We start from the raw sequence: 16,130 nt of genomic DNA, 5'->3' as shown, positions 1-16,130 counted from the left end.
ATGATTCATGAAAACCGATAAGCCGCGCTATAACCTGCGCGGTGTCGATCTTCACGCCTTTAACGACATGGACAGCTTCCTGCACTTCTTGCTGCCGGATGGCCAGCCGCGTTGTGGCACGCTGGTGGCGATGAATGCAGAAAAGATGCTGACGCTGGAAGAGGATGCGCAGCTGCGGGCGCTGATTGCTGAAGCGGAATTTAAATATCCGGATGGCATTAGCATTGTGCGCTCCTTACGCAAAAAATATCCGCAGTTGCAGGTTAGCCGCATTGCTGGTGCCGATCTGTGGGAAGCCCTGATGGAGCGCGCGGGCCGCAGCAGCATTCCGGTATTTCTGATTGGCGGTCGTCAGGCGGTGCTGGATGAAACCTGTGACAAACTGCGTCGCCAGTGGAATGTGAACATCGTCGGCAGTCAGGATGGCTACTTTGCCCCGGCAGAGCGTGAGGCGTTGTTTGCGCGCATTGCGGCCAGCGGTGCACAGATTGTCACGGTGGCGCAGGGTTCGCCGCGTCAGGAGTTGCTGATGCGTGATTGTCGCGCGCACTGGCCGCATGCGCTCTATATGGGCGTGGGCGGTACCTATGATGTTTTCACCGGCCACGTCGCGCGTGCACCGCGAATCTGGCAGAAATTAGGGCTGGAGTGGCTCTATCGTCTGATTCGGCAGCCTTCGCGTTGGCGCCGCCAGTTAAAACTGCTGAAATATTTGCGCTATCATTGGCGTGGCGATCTCTGATATCGCCGATTTTTTCAGCAATATCATCAGTGCAGCCAGTAAAACTGCATTAATAATCGACGGAATGCACAAAGCGTAATCAAACGCGTTTTTTTTATAAAAAAGCGCTGGACAGTATGAGGTCAAGCCCGTAGTATGCCCATCCGCAACGGCGCTACGCGCCCGTAGCTCAGCTGGATAGAGCGCTGCCCTCCGGAGGCAGAGGTCTCAGGTTCGAATCCTGTCGGGCGCGCCATTTAGTTTGTGCGCAAGAGCTTCGGTGGTTGGTTTAACCGCGTTATGCAGTAAAAATAGTAGGCAGAGATGCTTACGCACCAGAATTATGGTGGCTATAGCTCAGTTGGTAGAGCCCTGGATTGTGATTCCAGTTGTCGTGGGTTCGAGTCCCATTAGCCACCCCAAATTTTGCTGGGCACGCGATGGTGGCGGAATTGGTAGACGCGCTAGCTTCAGGTGTTAGTGTTCTTACGGACGTGAGGGTTCAAGTCCCTCCCTTCGCACCAGGCAAAATTACGCGGTAGCGTGAAGAAATAAGATACAGAAAAAATCGGCGAGTAGCGCAGCTTGGTAGCGCAACTGGTTTGGGACCAGTGGGTCGGAGGTTCGAATCCTCTCTCGCCGACCATATTCGAAAAGCCTGCTTGAAAAAGCAGGCTTTTTTCGTTTTATCTTTCCCTTGATTGATTTTATCCTTCTCAGCTTCTCAGCTTCTCAGCTTCTCAGCTTCTCAGCTTCTCAGCTTCTCAGCTTCTCAGCTTCTCAGCTTCTCAGTTTCTCAGCTTCTCAGCTTCTCAGCTTCTCAGCTTCTCAGCTTCTCAGCTTCTCAGCCTTATAAATCACTCTCACTGCCGTTGTCGCCATAATGAGACTCGTAACTCATTGATTTTAAATTGACTGACAGTTCCTTGCATTGCTTGTCGTTGATAGGAGACAGTTATTAAGGGGAGTGTAGCGAAATCACGACGCACTGTTCAGTCTGAGAGAGGGTTTTACATTTATCTGACTGATTTAAAATAACTTATTTCTACACCTCCAATTCTGGCACGGCTTATGCAATAATTAACCTGTAGATGCTCATTCCACCTCTTATGTTTGCTGATGCTACATAAACCTGGGAATGATGCAGAGCCCCTTACGGTATCCGTTGTCCAGCCTGGCAGTTATTGCGCACGCTTTACTGCAGTAAGAAGGACATTACGTTGAGTCGGATACCATCAGTTGTCTGAACGACCTGATCTTACACCTGCTTATGGCAGGTGTTTTTTTATCTTTGCTTTCCCCCATTCCGCTACTCTTCAGGCAAAAAAAAGCCGGGACAAGCCCGGCGTGCACAAAAGTAACAATCGTTAAATCAAGCGTTTGGATTAGTCTTCAAGGTCAGAAGCAGACCTTCACGGCGCATTTGAGCAGCGTCCTCGGGGCGATGCAGGCGATCATAGACATCGGCCAACCAGGCATAATCAAAAGCATCAGGGCGTTGTGCCAGTGCCTGCTGGAAAGCTTCTGCGGCCTGTTGCCACTCACCGTGGCGCATCAGCATCTGGCCTAAGGTGCTGTGCAGCAGCGGCGTTGCGCCATGTTGTTTGATTTGCTGGCGCAGCGCTTTCTCCAGTGATTGCGGATCGCCACTTTTAATACGTGGCATTAACAGCACCAGGCGATCGTCATACTGACGCTTCAATCCTTCCAGCACGATGCTTTGCGCGGTATCAGGGTCATCACACTCAATCAGATGTTCAGCCATCGCTACCTGTAGCGCCGTTTCCTGACGCGTTTTACGGCTCTGGTTTTGCCACCACTTCTTCAGACCTTCGCTACCCTGATCGGCCATTGCCTGATTCATCATGCCTAGCCAGGCTTGCTGTTGCAGCGCCTCACGATGGGCTTCGTCATTGACCTGAGATTTTTGCATGGAGGGCAGAATATCCAGCAATGCGCCCCAAGCGCCGGTGCGGATATAAGCCTGTTCAGCCAGACGCAGCACTTCGGGATGACGCGGAGCGACTTCCAGTAAACGGTCAATGCCATGACGGGCGGCGTGATCTTCATTACGTGCCAGTTGCAGGCGAACGCGGGTGATCTCAACTGGAATGGTGTCATTTTCAGACAGCTCAGAGGCGCGCTCCAGATGTTGGTTAGCACGGACTTCGTCACCACGTTGCTGTGCCGCTTCGGCAGCCAGCAGGTAGTTAGCAACGGGCTGATCGGCGTGATCGGCATTCTTCGACAGCAGTTTTTCAACCTGCTTGTAATCACCTTCCGCCAGTTTCATCAGCGCGCTTTGCGTGTGACGCTGCGCGCTGCGGCGTTTACGTCCCGTGAACCAACCGCGCGTACGTACGCCGGTGCGGAACACGCGGCGTAAAATCCATTCAATGAACAGAATCACCAGCAAACTAAGGATCAGGATGATCACCAAGCCGGTGACGCTGGTTTCCACGTTCCAGTTATCGGTCTGAATCAGCACGTAGCCCTGATGGCCGGCAATCATCGGCCCCAATACCACGCCTGCGATCAGCAGCAGGAAAAGCACCAATACTTTCAGCATGCTTAGCCTCCCTGTTGATCAGCCGGAACCGATGGCTGCGCCAGCAGGTTGCGCACGCGCGTCTGCATCAATTTTTCCAGCAGCGCCTGACTTTCCAGCGTATCCGGCACATCCATTGAGATGTTTTGCTGACTCAGCTCATCCAGTTGTGCGAGGAAAGCTTTGGTGGCAGCGTCGTTGGTGTCATACCAGGCGCGCACCCAGGTTGAGACCGCATCAATCGACTGTTTGTAGATTTCATCCTGATGGCGTGGCACGGCCTGGGCGGCAATCAGCAGGCGTGAACGAATGTTTTCACGCAGGTAAACGTCCTGATTCGGTGCCAGCAGCGGCTGTGCGGTATTATCACGGCGGCGGATGGTGATGAAATCATCCATAAAGTTATGCCAGCTCTTCACCAGATTTTGACGCCATTCGTGCAGCGAGCTGGAAAGCTCTCCGCCATCGGCATCCATCGGTGAATCATCACTGTCATTGTCAGCCAGACGCAGATTATCGACGCCGTTCGACAACTGATTGAGTTTGAGAATGATGCCATCGTAATCGACCTGGCTCACCGTTGAGAGAGAACTGATGTCCTGCGTTAAAGCACGACGCACATTCATCACGCTAGGGTCATTCATATCGGCCAGGCTGGTATCGGCGCTTTTCAACAGCGCGGCTGCTGTGGTGACATCCTGATCGCTCCACAGCTTGCGACCCGCCAGCTTCACGAGGTAGTCCGCTTGCGCCAGTAGCCAGGTGCGGGTGTCGTTGCCAGAAATCGTCGCGACTTTATCGCGCAGGGTCTCCAGCTCTTTAGCGCTGTTATCCTGCTGCGTTCGCGCTTCCTGCAACGCCGTATTCGCGGTATCCAGTTGTTGCGTCAGCTGCTGTTTGTCGCTGCCCAGTTGCTGCTGCAGGGCGGTCAACTGTTCACTCAGGTTCTGGTTTGTCTGAGCCTGTAAATCGGCCTGATGTTTCCCATTGAGGTAAAGTCCCGCGCCAATCGCCAGCGCAATCACGATCGCCACCGCGCTCAGTACTTTGCCATCGCTTTTTTTATCGCGAGGCTTTTTACCGTCTGGCGTGGGGGAAGTGTCCGCAGGGGTGGTTTCTTCAACCATGGCGGAGGAGGCTTTTTGTTCCGTCATTATGGCTCATCCCATTGTTAAGTTCAGCGTAACGCACGCAGCAGCGCATCGTTATCAGCACCATCGGCTACCTCAATATCCTGCCAGCCTAATTCGGCGGCCTGAGTAGCCAAACGTTCACTGACGACCACCAGTCGACAGTGCAATAACCATTCCCGACGATCAATTGGCGGAAACAGTGCAAAGAGTTGTTGTAACATCTCACCGCTGGTGACCACCAGCGTGGTAACCCCGCGATCGCGCCAGCGACGGCCTTCAATCGCGCCCTCATAATGCTTTTCACAACGTTGGTAGCACTCGCAGTATTCCACCTCGGCACCGCGTTCCAGCAGGGTTTCTGCCAGTAATTCACGGCCTGGGCTGCCGCGCAAAATCAGCGCACGCTTGCCATTAACCTGCTGAAGGCGGTTGAGCCGCACTAACTCTTCGCTGGTCTCCCGCGCATGAGGATAGTCTACTTTCAGATGACTGACGGTATGCAGTGCCAGCGCGGTGCTGCGCCCTATAGCATAGTAGTCGAGTGTTTCAGGCCAACTGAGGGCACTTTGCTGAAGCGCCGGGTGGGCGAATAGCACCACCTGCTGTGACAGCAGAAACACCAGATCGCCCGGCCGTAAAGCCGCCAGCTTTTGTGGCAATTGTTGCAAATCGCGACCCGGCGTAAATTCAATCAGCGGTAGAGTCCACGCCAGTTTTCCCTGGGTTCGCAGACGCGAAACCAATTCACTGGCAGCGGGCTCCGGGCGGGTCACGAGAATGGTCATGCAGGCGTTTGCCCCTGATAAACGTCGCGCAGAATGTCACGGGCGCCGCCATCCAGCAGCTCTTCTGCCAGGGAGATCCCCATTTGCACGGCGTTTTCGCGCGGACCACGGCGTTCACCTACCACCATTTGGTGGCCATCCGGTGAGCCGACTAAGCCACGCAGCCACAACTGATTGTCTTCCAATACGGCAAAGCTGCCGATGGGAACCTGACAACCGCCTTCAAGGCGTGTGTTCATCGCGCGTTCAGCGCGCACGCAAACATCGGTATCGGCGTGATTCAGCGCCTGCAACAAGGAGATCAGTTCGTGATCATCAAGACGGCATTCAATGCCGACGGCACCCTGGCCCACGGCGGGCAGCGAGATTTCAGCGGGCATCGCCTGACGAATACGGTTGTCGAGGTTTAAGCGCTTCAGGCCTGCCGCGGCAAGGATAATGGCGTCATATTCCCCGGCATCCAGCTTGCCAAGGCGGGTGCCCACGTTACCACGCAAAGATCGGATGATCAGGTCGGGGCGACGTGCACTGAGCTGACACTGACGACGCAGACTGGAAGTCCCCACAATCGCGCCCTGTGGCAGTTCATCAATGCTGTTATAAAGGTTGGAGACGAAGGCATCACGCGGGTCTTCACGCTCGCAGATGGTGACCAGACCCAAACCTTCCGGGAAATCCACCGGCACATCCTTCATGGAGTGCACCGCAAGATCGGCACGGTTTTCCAGCATTGCCAGTTCAAGTTCTTTGACAAACAGGCCTTTTCCACCGACTTTAGCCAGCGGTGTATCGAGGATGATGTCGCCTTTGGTGACCATTGGCACCAGCTCAACCTGTACGCCCGGATGTGCAGCCATCAGGCGCTGTTGGACATATTGTGCCTGCCATAAAGCAAGGGGACTTTGTCTGGTAGCAATTCTGAAAATTTTGTTTAACATGCTGTTAACCATTTTGATCGTTCATCGATTATCCTATCATTGATAGGGGAATGCTGTCAGTTTCAACGGATTGAAAAGGCCTCGATGTCAGTTGATACGCATTATTGCGTCATTATCTGACGTCTAAGTCCGAAAAAGCAGGGCTACATGGGGAACGTGCTAAACTGTCATGTAGCGCAACTTTCTTTACGGTCAATCCTCCAGGTGTTAGATTGATCACGTTTCCAGCAATAATTTGCCCAACATCTTTATTATTAAGCGGCAGGTTTTGGAAACAGGGTGCTTAACACTGGGACAATCAGGCGAAACGTCTTGTACCTCTACATTGAGACACTGAAACAGAGACTGGATGCAATTAACCAGCTGCGCGTTGATCGCGCACTGGCTGCTATGGGACCTGCCTTCCAGCAAGTCTACAGTCTGCTGCCAACATTACTGCACTATCATCACCCGCTGATGCCCGGCTACCTTGAAGGTAGCGTTCCCCACGGCGTCAGCTTCTTCACGCCTGATGAAAACCAACAGCATCTGTTGCAACAGTTGGCAGGCGATCAGTCTTTGGATCTCAGCACTGCCGTCAAAGGTGAACGTCCGATTACCGGCATCTATTCGATGGGCAGTACCTCGTCTGTCGGTCAGAACAGCGTGTCGGATCTCGACATCTGGGTGTGCCACCAATCCTGGCTAGATAATGAAGAGCGTCTCAATCTGCAGCGCAAGTGTACGCTGTTGCAGAAATGGTGTGTGTCGATGGGTGTGGAAGTCAGTTTCTTCCTGATCGACGAGAACCGTTTCCGCCACAATGAGAGCGGCAGCCTCGGTGGTGAAGACTGCGGTTCAACCCAACATATTTTGCTGCTGGATGAGTTCTACCGTACCGCTGTGCGTATGGCGGGCAAACGCATCCTGTGGAACATGGTGCCCGGCGAAGAAGAGCATCATTACGACGATTACGTTATGTCACTCTATTCACAAGGCGTGTTGACGCCGAATGAGTGGTTGGATCTCGGCGGTCTCGGCACGCTGTCAGCCGAAGAGTACTTCGGGGCCAGCTTGTGGCAGCTGTACAAAAGTATCGATTCACCGTACAAAGCGGTGCTGAAAACCCTGCTGTTAGAAGCGTACAGCTGGGAATATCCGAACACGCAATTGCTGGCGATGGATATCAAACAGCGTCTGCACGATGGCGAAATTGTCTGCTTTGGCCTCGATCCCTACTGCATGATGCTGGAGCGCGTGACGCGCTATCTGACCAGCGTTGATGACATGGCGCGCCTTGATTTGGTGCGTCGATGTTTCTATTTAAAAGTGTGTGAGAAGCTCTCGAGTGACGATCTCCACCATCACCGCTCAGGCTGGCGTCGCGAGATTCTTTCGCAGCTGGTGAAAGAGTGGGGTTGGGATGAAGAGAAAATTGCGGTACTGGATAACCGCGCCCAGTGGAAAATTGAGCGTGTGCGTGAAGCGCACAACGAGCTGCTGGATGCGATGATGCAGAGCTATCGCAACCTGATCCGTTTTGCCCGCCGTAACAATTTAAGCGTCAGTGCCAGCCCGCAGGATATCGGCGTGCTGACGCGTAAACTGTATGCCGCGTTTGAAGCGCTGCCGGGCAAAGTGACGCTGGTGAACCCACAGATTTCACCTGACCTGTCGGAAGATAATCTGACCTTTATTCATGTGCCGGAAGGCCGCGCCAATCGCGCCGGTTGGTATCTTTACAACCAGTCGCCGGACATGAGTTCGATCATCAGTCATCAGCCGCTGGAATATAACCGCTACCTGAACAAGTTAGTGGCGTGGGCGTGGTTCAACGGTTTGCTGACCAGCAAAACGCGTTTGCATATGAAGGGCAACGAATTCTGTGATCTGCCGCGTTTGCAGGAGTTGGTCAACGATGTGTCGAGTCACTTCCCGCTGCGCGTAGCGGCACCGACGCCAAAAGCGTTGTATAGCCCGTGCGAAATTCGTCATCTGGCGATTATTGTCAATCTCGAACACGATCCGACCTCAGCCTTCCGCAATCAGGTGGTGCATTTCGATTTCCGTAAGCTGGATGTATTCAGCTTCGGCCAGCAGCAGCAGTGCCTGATTGGCAGCATTGATTTGCTGTACCGCAACTCGTGGAATGAAGTGCGTACGCTGCACTTCAGCGGTGAGCAGGCGATGATCGAAGCGCTGAAAACCATTCTCGGCAAAATGCATCAGGATGCCGCGCCGCCGGATACGGTGGAAGTGTTCTGCTATAGCCAGCATCTGCGCGGTTTAATTCGTACCCGCGTGCAGCAGCTGGTGTCTGAGTGTATTGAGTTGCGACTCTCCAGCACCCGTCAGGAACCAGGCCGCTTCAAAGCGTTGCGCATGGCGGGCCAGACGTGGGGCTTGTTCTTCGAGCGCATGAGCGTATCGGTGCAGAAGCTGGAAAATGCGGTGGAGTTCTACGGCGCGATTTCCAACAACAAGTTGCACGGTTTGTCGATCAAGGTGGAGTCGAATCAGACGCCATTGCCGCCGGTGGTAAATGGCTATGCCAGCGAAGGCATTATTCAGTTCTTCTTTGAAGACACCAATGACGATCGCGGCTTCAACATCTATATCCTCGACGAAACCAATCGCGTTGAGGTTTATCACCATTGCGAAGGCAGTAAAGAAGAGCTGGTGCGTGACGTGAGCCGTTTTTACTCCTCGTCGCATGACCGCTTCACCTATGGCTCCAGCTTTATCAACTTCAACCTGCCACAGTTCTACCAGATTGTGCACGCGGGCGATCGCTTCCAGGTGATTCCGTTCCGCAGCCAGACGCTGACGCAGCTCTGTGCGACGCAGCCCGATAACGACAACGGCGATTTCCAGCCGCGCTACCAAATGCACTGATCCCGCCTGCGTTCGCGCGGTGGGATTGGCTTTTCCTCTGACATGCGCCCGGATTTGCGGGTATTTCCTGTTGCTTTTACAACGTCAACTGCGATGATAAGCAGCCAAGGCTTAAGGACAGGAAGAGCAGACAGAATGAGACACATGATAAGTCAGCTGGGTATGGCGCTGGCACTGGTCAGCCTCGCAGGCTGTGGCCTGAAAGGACCGCTGTATTTCCCGCCCAAAGATCAGCCGACGAAACAAAATCAGCAGGTCACCGAGCAGCAGCAAAAAGCGGCGCAGGATGCTGACGTTAACGGTTTGGTCACCAGTAAATCGGGTTCACAGGCGAACTAATCTCTATGAGTAATCCGGCGGAGCAGAAAATGCAGTTCTCGAAAATGCACGGTCTCGGCAACGATTTCATGGTTGTGGATGCCGTGACGCAAAACGTCTTTTTTTCGCCGGAACTGATTCGCCGCCTGGCGGATCGGCATCTGGGGATCGGTTTCGATCAGCTGCTGATCGTCGAACCGCCTTACGATCCGGATCTTGATTTTCATTATCGAATTTTCAACGCGGATGGCAGTGAAGTGGCCCAATGCGGCAACGGCGCGCGCTGTTTCGCCCGCTTCGTGCGCCTGAAAGGGCTGACCAATAAAAGCGACATCCGCGTAAGTACGCAAACCGGGCGCATGGTGCTGAGCGTGACCAGCGATGAGCTGGTACGCGTTAACATGGGTGAACCCAACTTCGATCCCCAGCAAGTGCCGCTGCGTGCCAATAAAGCGGAAAGTCTGTATCTGCAACGTGTTGCCGAGCAGACCGTGATGTTTGGTGCGGTATCCATGGGGAACCCGCACTGTGTGATTCAGGTTGAGAGTGTGAAAACGGCAGCCGTGGAAACACTGGGTCCGGTGCTGGAAAGCCATGAACGCTTCCCGGAACGCGTCAACGTGGGCTTTATGGAAGTGGTTAATCCTGAACACATTCGTCTGCGCGTGTATGAACGCGGCGCAGGTGAAACCCAGGCCTGTGGCAGCGGTGCCTGTGCGGCCGTTGCCTGCGGCATTCAGCAAGGCATTCTGGCGGAAAAAGTTCGCGTTGATTTGTCTGGCGGAACGCTGCATATCGCCTGGAAAGGGGCGGGTCAGCCGCTGTTTATGACCGGCCCAGCCACACACGTCTACGATGGGTTTATTCATCTATGAAAAATGTCGAAGAGCAAACCGACAGCGCGGTTTTGCTGGACGATCAGTCGGTTAGCGCCTTCCTGCGCCAGAACCCCGATTTCTTTATTCGCAATGCGCGCCAGGTTGAACAGATGATGGTGCCGCACCCGGTGCGCGGCAGTGTGTCGCTGGTGGAGTGGCACATGGCGCGTCAGCGCAACCACATCCAGCAGCTGGAAGAGGAAATCACGCTGTTGATGGAGCAGGCCACGGCCAACCATCAACTGTTTGATCGCCTGCTGGGGTTGCAAGGCCATCTTGCCGCGGCGGACAGCTTGCAGGAAATGTTAACGCGTCTGCACCGTTGGGCGCGTGAGTTGGGTCTGGCCGGAGCCCATGTGCGGGTGTTCAACGACCACTGGCACATCGGCGCACCTTCTGATTTCACCCAGTTGGGTCTTTCTCGTCAGGCTTTTGAGCCGCTGCGTATTCAACGCTTTGGTGCTGAACATCATTACCTTGGCAGCCTGAATGGCCCGGAGTTACTGCTGCTGTTGCCACAGGCGAAAGCCATCGGGTCGGTGGCGATGTCGCTGATGGGCGAACGGGGTGAACTTGGTGTGCTGATTTTCAGCAGCCGCGATAACCAGCACTATCAAGCGGGCATGGGCACCTTACTGTTGCAGCATCTGGCGCAAATGCTGCCGGATCTGCTGTCTCGCTGGATTGAACGCGCATGAGTGACGTCAGCCCGTTGCAGCCTGCCGTTGAGGGCTTTCTGCGTTATCTGAAAGTCGAACGCCAGCTCAGCCCGTTGACGCAAAAGAATTACACCCGCCAGTTGCAGACGATGACCGCGATGGCCGATGAGATGAAGATCGTCTCATGGGCGCAACTGGAGCCCGCACAGGTTCGCCAACTGGCGGCGCGCAGCCGTCGTGCCGGATTAGGGCCCAGCAGCCTGGCGCTGCGCATGTCGGCGCTACGCAGTTTTCTCGACTGGCAGGTCAGCCAGGGGATGTTAAGCGCCAATCCGGCCAAAGGCATCTCCACGCCGCGCAATGCCCGCCATCTGCCAAAAAATATGGATGTTGACGAGGTTAACCAGCTGCTGGAAATCGACCTGAACGATCCGCTGGCGGTGCGCGACCGAGCGATGCTGGAAACCATGTACGGCGGCGGTTTACGTTTGTCGGAGCTGGTGGGCATGGATTGTCGTCATGTCGATCTCGACGCCGGTGAAGTGTGGGTGCTGGGGAAAGGCAGCAAAGAACGACGTGTGCCGATTGGTGGCACGGCGGTGACCTGGCTGAAACATTGGTTGCCACTGCGTGATAGCTTCGCGCCGCAGGATGACGCCGTGTTTGTCTCCAGTCGCGGCACGCGCATATCGGCGCGCAACGTGCAAAAGCGTTTTGCCGAGTGGGGCATTAAGCAGGGCGTGGCCAACCATATTCATCCGCATAAACTGCGTCACTCTTTTGCTACCCATTTGCTTGAATCGAGTGGTGATCTGCGCGCGGTGCAGGAACTGCTCGGCCACGCCAATCTGTCGACCACGCAAATCTATACCCATCTCGATTTCCAGCATCTGGCGACCGTGTATGACGCGGCACATCCACGTGCTAAACGAGGAAAGTCTGAATGAAGTTCTACCGCCCGCTGGGCCCGATCAAAGCGATTACTTTCGATCTCGACGATACGCTGTATGACAACCATCCCGTGATCCTTAAAACCACCGCCGAATCCCACGCCGCATTGCAGGCCTTTCATCCGGCACTGCGTGAATTCACCCCCGCTGATTATCAGGCGCTGCGTGACGAATTGCTGGTGCGTGAGCCGGAAATTTATCACGACGTGTCTGAGTGGCGTCGCCGCTCGGTCGAGTTGGCAATGATCAATATCGGCTTATCCGCTGCTGAAGCTCGCGCCGGTGCCAGCGAAGTGATGGGCGTGTTCCACCAGTGGCGCAGCGAAGTCGAGATGCCAGATGAGACGCATCAAACGCTGACGTGGTTGGGCGAGCGCGTGCCGCTGGTGGCGATCACCAACGGCAACGCCTGTCCGGAAAAGCTGGGGATTAATCACTACTTCCAGTTCGCCCTGCGCGCTGGCCCGCACGGTCGCGCTAAGCCGTGGCAGGATATGTACCAGCTGGCGGCCGAGCGTTTGAACATCGCACCTGAGCATATTCTGCACGTGGGCGACGATCTCACCACCGATGTGGTCGGCTCATTAAATGCGGGCATGCAAGCCTGCTGGATCAATCTGCGTGATGGCAACCTGATGAAAATTGACGATGCGCGTTTGCTGCCGCACGTCGAAATTCATCAGTTGGCATCGCTGACCTCGCTGCTATAATGCTGTATGTTCATCCAGCTAATGGCTGGATGATACGGGCATTGTCTGACGCACAAATCGTAGCGGCACCCTTCATCCTGCGATGAATAGCACCGCTATACAGGGTGCGTTGCTTGAATGCTGAGAAACCGCATTTCTCAATTCTCCTTTTAATACTTTGGCAAAACGGTGCTTATGGACGTTTCTGATCTGCTTAACGGCTTAAATGACAAACAGCGCGAGGCGGTCGCCGCGCCGCGCAGCAATTTGCTGGTGCTGGCCGGAGCAGGCAGTGGCAAAACCAGGGTACTGGTTCACCGTATTGCCTGGCTGCTGTCGGTAGAGAATTGCTCGCCTTACTCAATCATGGCGGTGACCTTTACCAACAAAGCGGCAGCAGAAATGCGCCATCGTATCGATCAGCTGATCGGCACCAGTCAGGGTGGCATGTGGATTGGTACGTTCCACGGACTGGCGCACCGTTTGCTGCGTGCGCATCATCTTGATGCCAATTTGCCGCAGGATTTCCAGATTCTCGATAGCGACGATCAGCTTCGCTTGCTCAAGCGTCTGATCAAAGCCATGAACCTTGATGAGAAGCAGTGGCCTGCACGCCAGGGCATGTGGTACATCAACGGCAAAAAGGATGAAGGGCTGCGTCCTAAGCACATCGAAAGCTACGGCAACCCGGTGGAGCAAACCTGGCTGCGCATTTATCAGGCCTATCAGGAGGCTTGCGATCGCGCGGGCTTAGTGGATTTTGCTGAACTGCTGTTGCGTGCGCATGAGCTGTGGCTGAATAAGCCGCATATCCTGAATCACTACCGCGAGCGTTTCAGCAACGTGTTGGTGGACGAATTCCAGGATACTAACAACATCCAGTACGCGTGGATCCGTATGCTGGCCGGCGATACCGGTCGTGTGATTATCGTCGGTGATGACGACCAGTCGATTTACGGCTGGCGTGGCGCGCAGGTCGAGAACATCCAGCGCTTCCTGCAGGATTTCCCTGGTGCGGAAACCATTCGCCTGGAGCAAAACTACCGCTCGACCAATAACATCCTGAAAGCGGCTAATACGCTGATCGCCAATAACAATGGCCGTCTCGGTAAAGAGCTGTGGACCGATGGCAGTGACGGCGAAAAGATTTCTCTTTATTGCGCGTTTAACGAACTAGACGAAGCTCGCTTCGTGGTAAACCGCATCAAAACCTGGCATGAGAACGGCAACGCGCTGCAGGATTGCGCCATTCTCTATCGCAGCAACGCCCAGTCGCGCGTGCTGGAGGAGGCGCTGTTGCAAGGCAGCATGCCGTACCGCATTTACGGCGGCATGCGCTTCTTCGAACGCCAGGAGATTAAGGATGCGCTGGCGTATCTGCGCCTGATGGCGAACCGCAATGACGATGCCGCGTTCGAGCGCGTGGTGAACACGCCGGTGCGTGGCGTGGGCGATCGCACATTGGATGTGGTGCGCCAGACCGCGCGCGAACAGCAATTAACGCTGTGGCAAGCGACGCGTGAGCTGCTGCAAAACAAAGCCCTGGCGGGACGTGCAGCCTCGGCGCTGCAGCGCTTCTGCGAGCTGGTGGATTCCCTGGCTACGGAAACCGCCGATATGCCGCTGCACGTGCAGACCGATCGCGTGATCAAGGATTCCGGCCTGTGGATCATGTACGAGCAGGAAAAGGGCGAGAAAGGCCAGGCGCGAATCGAAAACTTAGAGGAACTGGTGACCGCCACGCGCCAGTTCAGTTATCAGGACGAAGACGAAGATTTGATGCCGCTGCAGGCGTTTCTGTCGCATGCGGCGCTGGAAGCCGGTGAAGGCCAGGCCGACAAATGGCAGGACGCGGTACAGCTAATGACCATGCACTCGGCGAAAGGTCTTGAGTTCACCCAGGTGTTTATCGTGGGTATGGAAGAGGGCATGTTCCCGAGCCAGATGTCGCTGGATGAAGGCGGTCGTCTGGAGGAGGAGCGTCGTCTTGCTTACGTTGGCGTCACGCGTGCGATGGAAAAACTCACGCTGACCTACGCCGAGACTCGTCGCCTTTATGGTAAAGAAGTGTATCACCGTCCATCGCGCTTCATCGGCGAATTGCCGGAGGAGTGCGTCGAGGAAGTCCGTTTGCGCGCCAGCGTCAGCCGTCCGGTGAGCCATCAGCGCATGGGTACCCCGATCGCGGAAAACGACAGTGGTTTCGCGCTCGGTCAGCGTGTGCGCCATGCCAAATTCGGCGAAGGCACCATCATTAACCTGGAAGGCAGCGGCGAACACAGCCGCTTGCAGGTGGCGTTTCAGGGCCAGGGTATCAAGTGGCTGGTGGCGGCTTACGCGCGTCTGGAAACGGTGTAGCGCCGTTGCGTTACCTTGACGACTTTTTCGTCTCAGCGTAACATGCGCGCACTATTATCATGAGAGGACAATGCCTTGGACGCGCCCAGTCGATGCTGGCTCAACCGCCTGTTTAACAGGAATAACATCTAAGGCTACCTCAATACGCGGGTAGCCTTAGCGGTTATCAGCGACCTCCCTTTACACTCTCGTCGCACGAGTCAGCACTGATTTACCCTTGAAGCGAAAGTTTCCGCGTTCAGGCTTTGCCGTGCCCGTTTTGCCTTTGGCTTGACGGTGTGCCGCCTTGTCCCATTAAGTCTGCAATGGGGAGTATTGCTATGCTGAGCGCTTTTAAACTCGAACGCGATCGCCTGACGCGCATCGAACTGGAAGACAACAACGACACACTCAACACCTCAGTGTGGGTCGATTTAATCGAGCCCGACGACACTGAACGTGATCGTGTGCAATCCGAGCTGGGCCAAAGCCTGGCGACGCGTCCGGAACTGGAAGACATCGAGGCCTCCGCACGTTTCTTCGAAGATGAAGATGGCCTGCACATTCACTCCTTCTTCTTCTTTGAAGATGCGGAAGACCACGCTGGCAACTCCACCGTGGCATTCACCATCCGTGAAGATCGCCTCTATACATTACGCGAGCGCGAGCTGCCGGCTTTCCGTCTCTATCGTATGCGCGCCCGTAACCAGACGCTGACCGATGGCAACGCCTACGAGCTGTTGCTGGATCTGTTTGAGACGAAAATCGAACAGCTGGCGGATGAGATCGAGAACATCTATAGCGCGCTGGAAAAACTCAGCCGCGTGATCATGGAAGGGCAACAGGGTGAAGAGTACGATCAGGCGCTGTCGCGTCTGGCGGAGCTGGAGGATATCGGCTGGAAAGTGCGTTTGTGTCTGATGGATACCCAACGCGCGCTGAATTTCCTGGTGCGTAAAGCCCGTCTGCCAGGCAATCAGCTGGAGCAGGCGCGTGAAATCCTGCGCGATATCGAATCCCTGCTGCCGCATAACGAATCGCTGTTCCAGAAGGTGAACTTCCTGATGCAGGCAGCAATGGGCTTTATCAACATCGAGCAGAACCGCATCATCAAGATCTTCTCGGTGGTGTCGGTGGTGTTCCTGCCACCCACGCTGGTGGCATCCAGCTACGGGATGAACTTCGAGTTTATGCCTGAGCTGAAGTGGAGTTTTGGTTATCCTGGCGCGATTACCCTGATGATTCTCGCCGGTCTGGCGCCGTACCTCTATTTCAAACGGAAAAACTGGTTGTAATAACA

Annotated in this window: 13 protein-coding genes and 4 tRNA genes; 13 read left to right on the top strand and 4 right to left on the bottom strand. The window is 55.0% G+C overall.

The window, feature by feature from the left end:
- The first annotated feature begins 7 nt into the window (after positions 1–7).
- The 5 genes from wecG (at position 8) to ACCW76_RS09570 (ending at position 1,367) form a co-directional block, all read left to right on the top strand.
- On the top strand, positions 8–742 hold the full coding sequence (gene wecG, locus ACCW76_RS09590; RefSeq protein WP_436338410.1) for a lipopolysaccharide N-acetylmannosaminouronosyltransferase: 735 nt from the start codon (positions 8–10) through the stop codon (positions 740–742).
- 158 nt (positions 743–900) lie between these two features.
- A tRNA-Arg gene (locus ACCW76_RS09585) sits at positions 901–977 on the top strand.
- A gap of 90 nt (positions 978–1,067) precedes the next feature.
- Positions 1,068–1,143: transfer RNA gene (locus ACCW76_RS09580), tRNA-His, on the top strand.
- A gap of 15 nt (positions 1,144–1,158) precedes the next feature.
- A tRNA-Leu gene (locus ACCW76_RS09575) sits at positions 1,159–1,245 on the top strand.
- 45 nt (positions 1,246–1,290) lie between these two features.
- A tRNA-Pro gene (locus ACCW76_RS09570) sits at positions 1,291–1,367 on the top strand.
- A gap of 726 nt (positions 1,368–2,093) precedes the next feature.
- Here ACCW76_RS09570 and hemY read toward each other — a convergent pair.
- From hemY to hemC, 4 genes are read right to left on the bottom strand one after another with little or no spacing between them, the layout of a single operon-like run.
- Entirely contained in the window at positions 2,094–3,290 is a 1,197-nt protein-coding gene (gene hemY, locus ACCW76_RS09565; RefSeq protein WP_045833671.1) for a protoheme IX biogenesis protein HemY, read from the bottom strand.
- A gap of 2 nt (positions 3,291–3,292) precedes the next feature.
- Positions 3,293–4,423, bottom strand: coding sequence for a uroporphyrinogen-III C-methyltransferase (gene hemX / locus ACCW76_RS09560; protein ID WP_436338409.1), 1,131 nt, complete (start codon positions 4,421–4,423; stop codon positions 3,293–3,295).
- Between the two features lie 23 nt (positions 4,424–4,446).
- Positions 4,447–5,187 (bottom strand): uroporphyrinogen-III synthase, encoded by a 741-nt coding sequence (gene hemD, locus ACCW76_RS09555; protein ID WP_436338408.1) that lies wholly within the window; start codon positions 5,185–5,187, stop codon positions 4,447–4,449.
- Positions 5,184–6,125, bottom strand: coding sequence for a hydroxymethylbilane synthase (gene hemC, locus ACCW76_RS09550; protein WP_436338407.1), 942 nt, complete (start codon positions 6,123–6,125; stop codon positions 5,184–5,186). Before hemC ends, hemD begins: the two co-directional genes overlap by 4 nt.
- A gap of 312 nt (positions 6,126–6,437) precedes the next feature.
- Here hemC and ACCW76_RS09545 point away from each other — a divergent pair, with 312 nt between their 5' ends.
- The 8 genes from ACCW76_RS09545 (at position 6,438) to corA (ending at position 16,125) form a co-directional block, all read left to right on the top strand.
- Entirely contained in the window at positions 6,438–8,999 is a 2,562-nt protein-coding gene (locus ACCW76_RS09545) for a class I adenylate cyclase (protein ID WP_436338406.1), read from the top strand.
- Positions 9,000–9,134: 135 nt separating this feature from the next.
- Complete coding sequence (gene lptM, locus ACCW76_RS09540) at positions 9,135–9,338, top strand: LPS translocon maturation chaperone LptM (RefSeq protein WP_038643799.1); 204 nt, start codon at positions 9,135–9,137, stop codon at positions 9,336–9,338.
- Positions 9,339–9,367: 29 nt separating this feature from the next.
- A complete protein-coding gene (dapF, locus tag ACCW76_RS09535; RefSeq protein WP_436338495.1) occupies positions 9,368–10,192 on the top strand; it encodes a diaminopimelate epimerase in 825 nt (274 codons plus the stop codon).
- A complete protein-coding gene (locus ACCW76_RS09530) occupies positions 10,189–10,893 on the top strand; it encodes a DUF484 domain-containing protein (protein WP_038643798.1) in 705 nt (234 codons plus the stop codon). Before dapF ends, ACCW76_RS09530 begins: the two co-directional genes overlap by 4 nt.
- The gene (xerC, locus tag ACCW76_RS09525; RefSeq protein ID WP_038643797.1) at positions 10,890–11,801 is read left to right on the top strand and encodes a tyrosine recombinase XerC; all 912 of its coding nucleotides are present in this window, start codon (positions 10,890–10,892) and stop codon (positions 11,799–11,801) included. The genes ACCW76_RS09530 and xerC overlap by 4 nt, the downstream gene beginning before the upstream one ends.
- Positions 11,798–12,514, top strand: coding sequence for a 5-amino-6-(5-phospho-D-ribitylamino)uracil phosphatase YigB (gene yigB, locus ACCW76_RS09520; RefSeq protein WP_038643796.1), 717 nt, complete (start codon positions 11,798–11,800; stop codon positions 12,512–12,514). Before xerC ends, yigB begins: the two co-directional genes overlap by 4 nt.
- A gap of 174 nt (positions 12,515–12,688) precedes the next feature.
- Complete coding sequence (uvrD, locus tag ACCW76_RS09515; RefSeq protein ID WP_038643795.1) at positions 12,689–14,851, top strand: DNA helicase II; 2,163 nt, start codon at positions 12,689–12,691, stop codon at positions 14,849–14,851.
- Between the two features lie 320 nt (positions 14,852–15,171).
- Positions 15,172–16,125, top strand: a complete 954-nt coding sequence (gene corA / locus ACCW76_RS09510) for a magnesium/cobalt transporter CorA (RefSeq protein ID WP_034827871.1) — start codon at positions 15,172–15,174, stop codon at positions 16,123–16,125.
- Positions 16,126–16,130 lie beyond the last annotated feature (5 nt).

Origin of the sequence: Pantoea sp. C8B4, assembly GCF_051336905.1 — a bacterium.
In the GTDB taxonomy this organism is placed as follows: Bacteria; Pseudomonadota; Gammaproteobacteria; order Enterobacterales; family Enterobacteriaceae; genus Pantoea; species Pantoea rwandensis_B.
The sequence above is the reverse complement of the archived record's forward strand: the minus strand, read 5'-3'. Positions and strand labels throughout refer to the sequence as shown.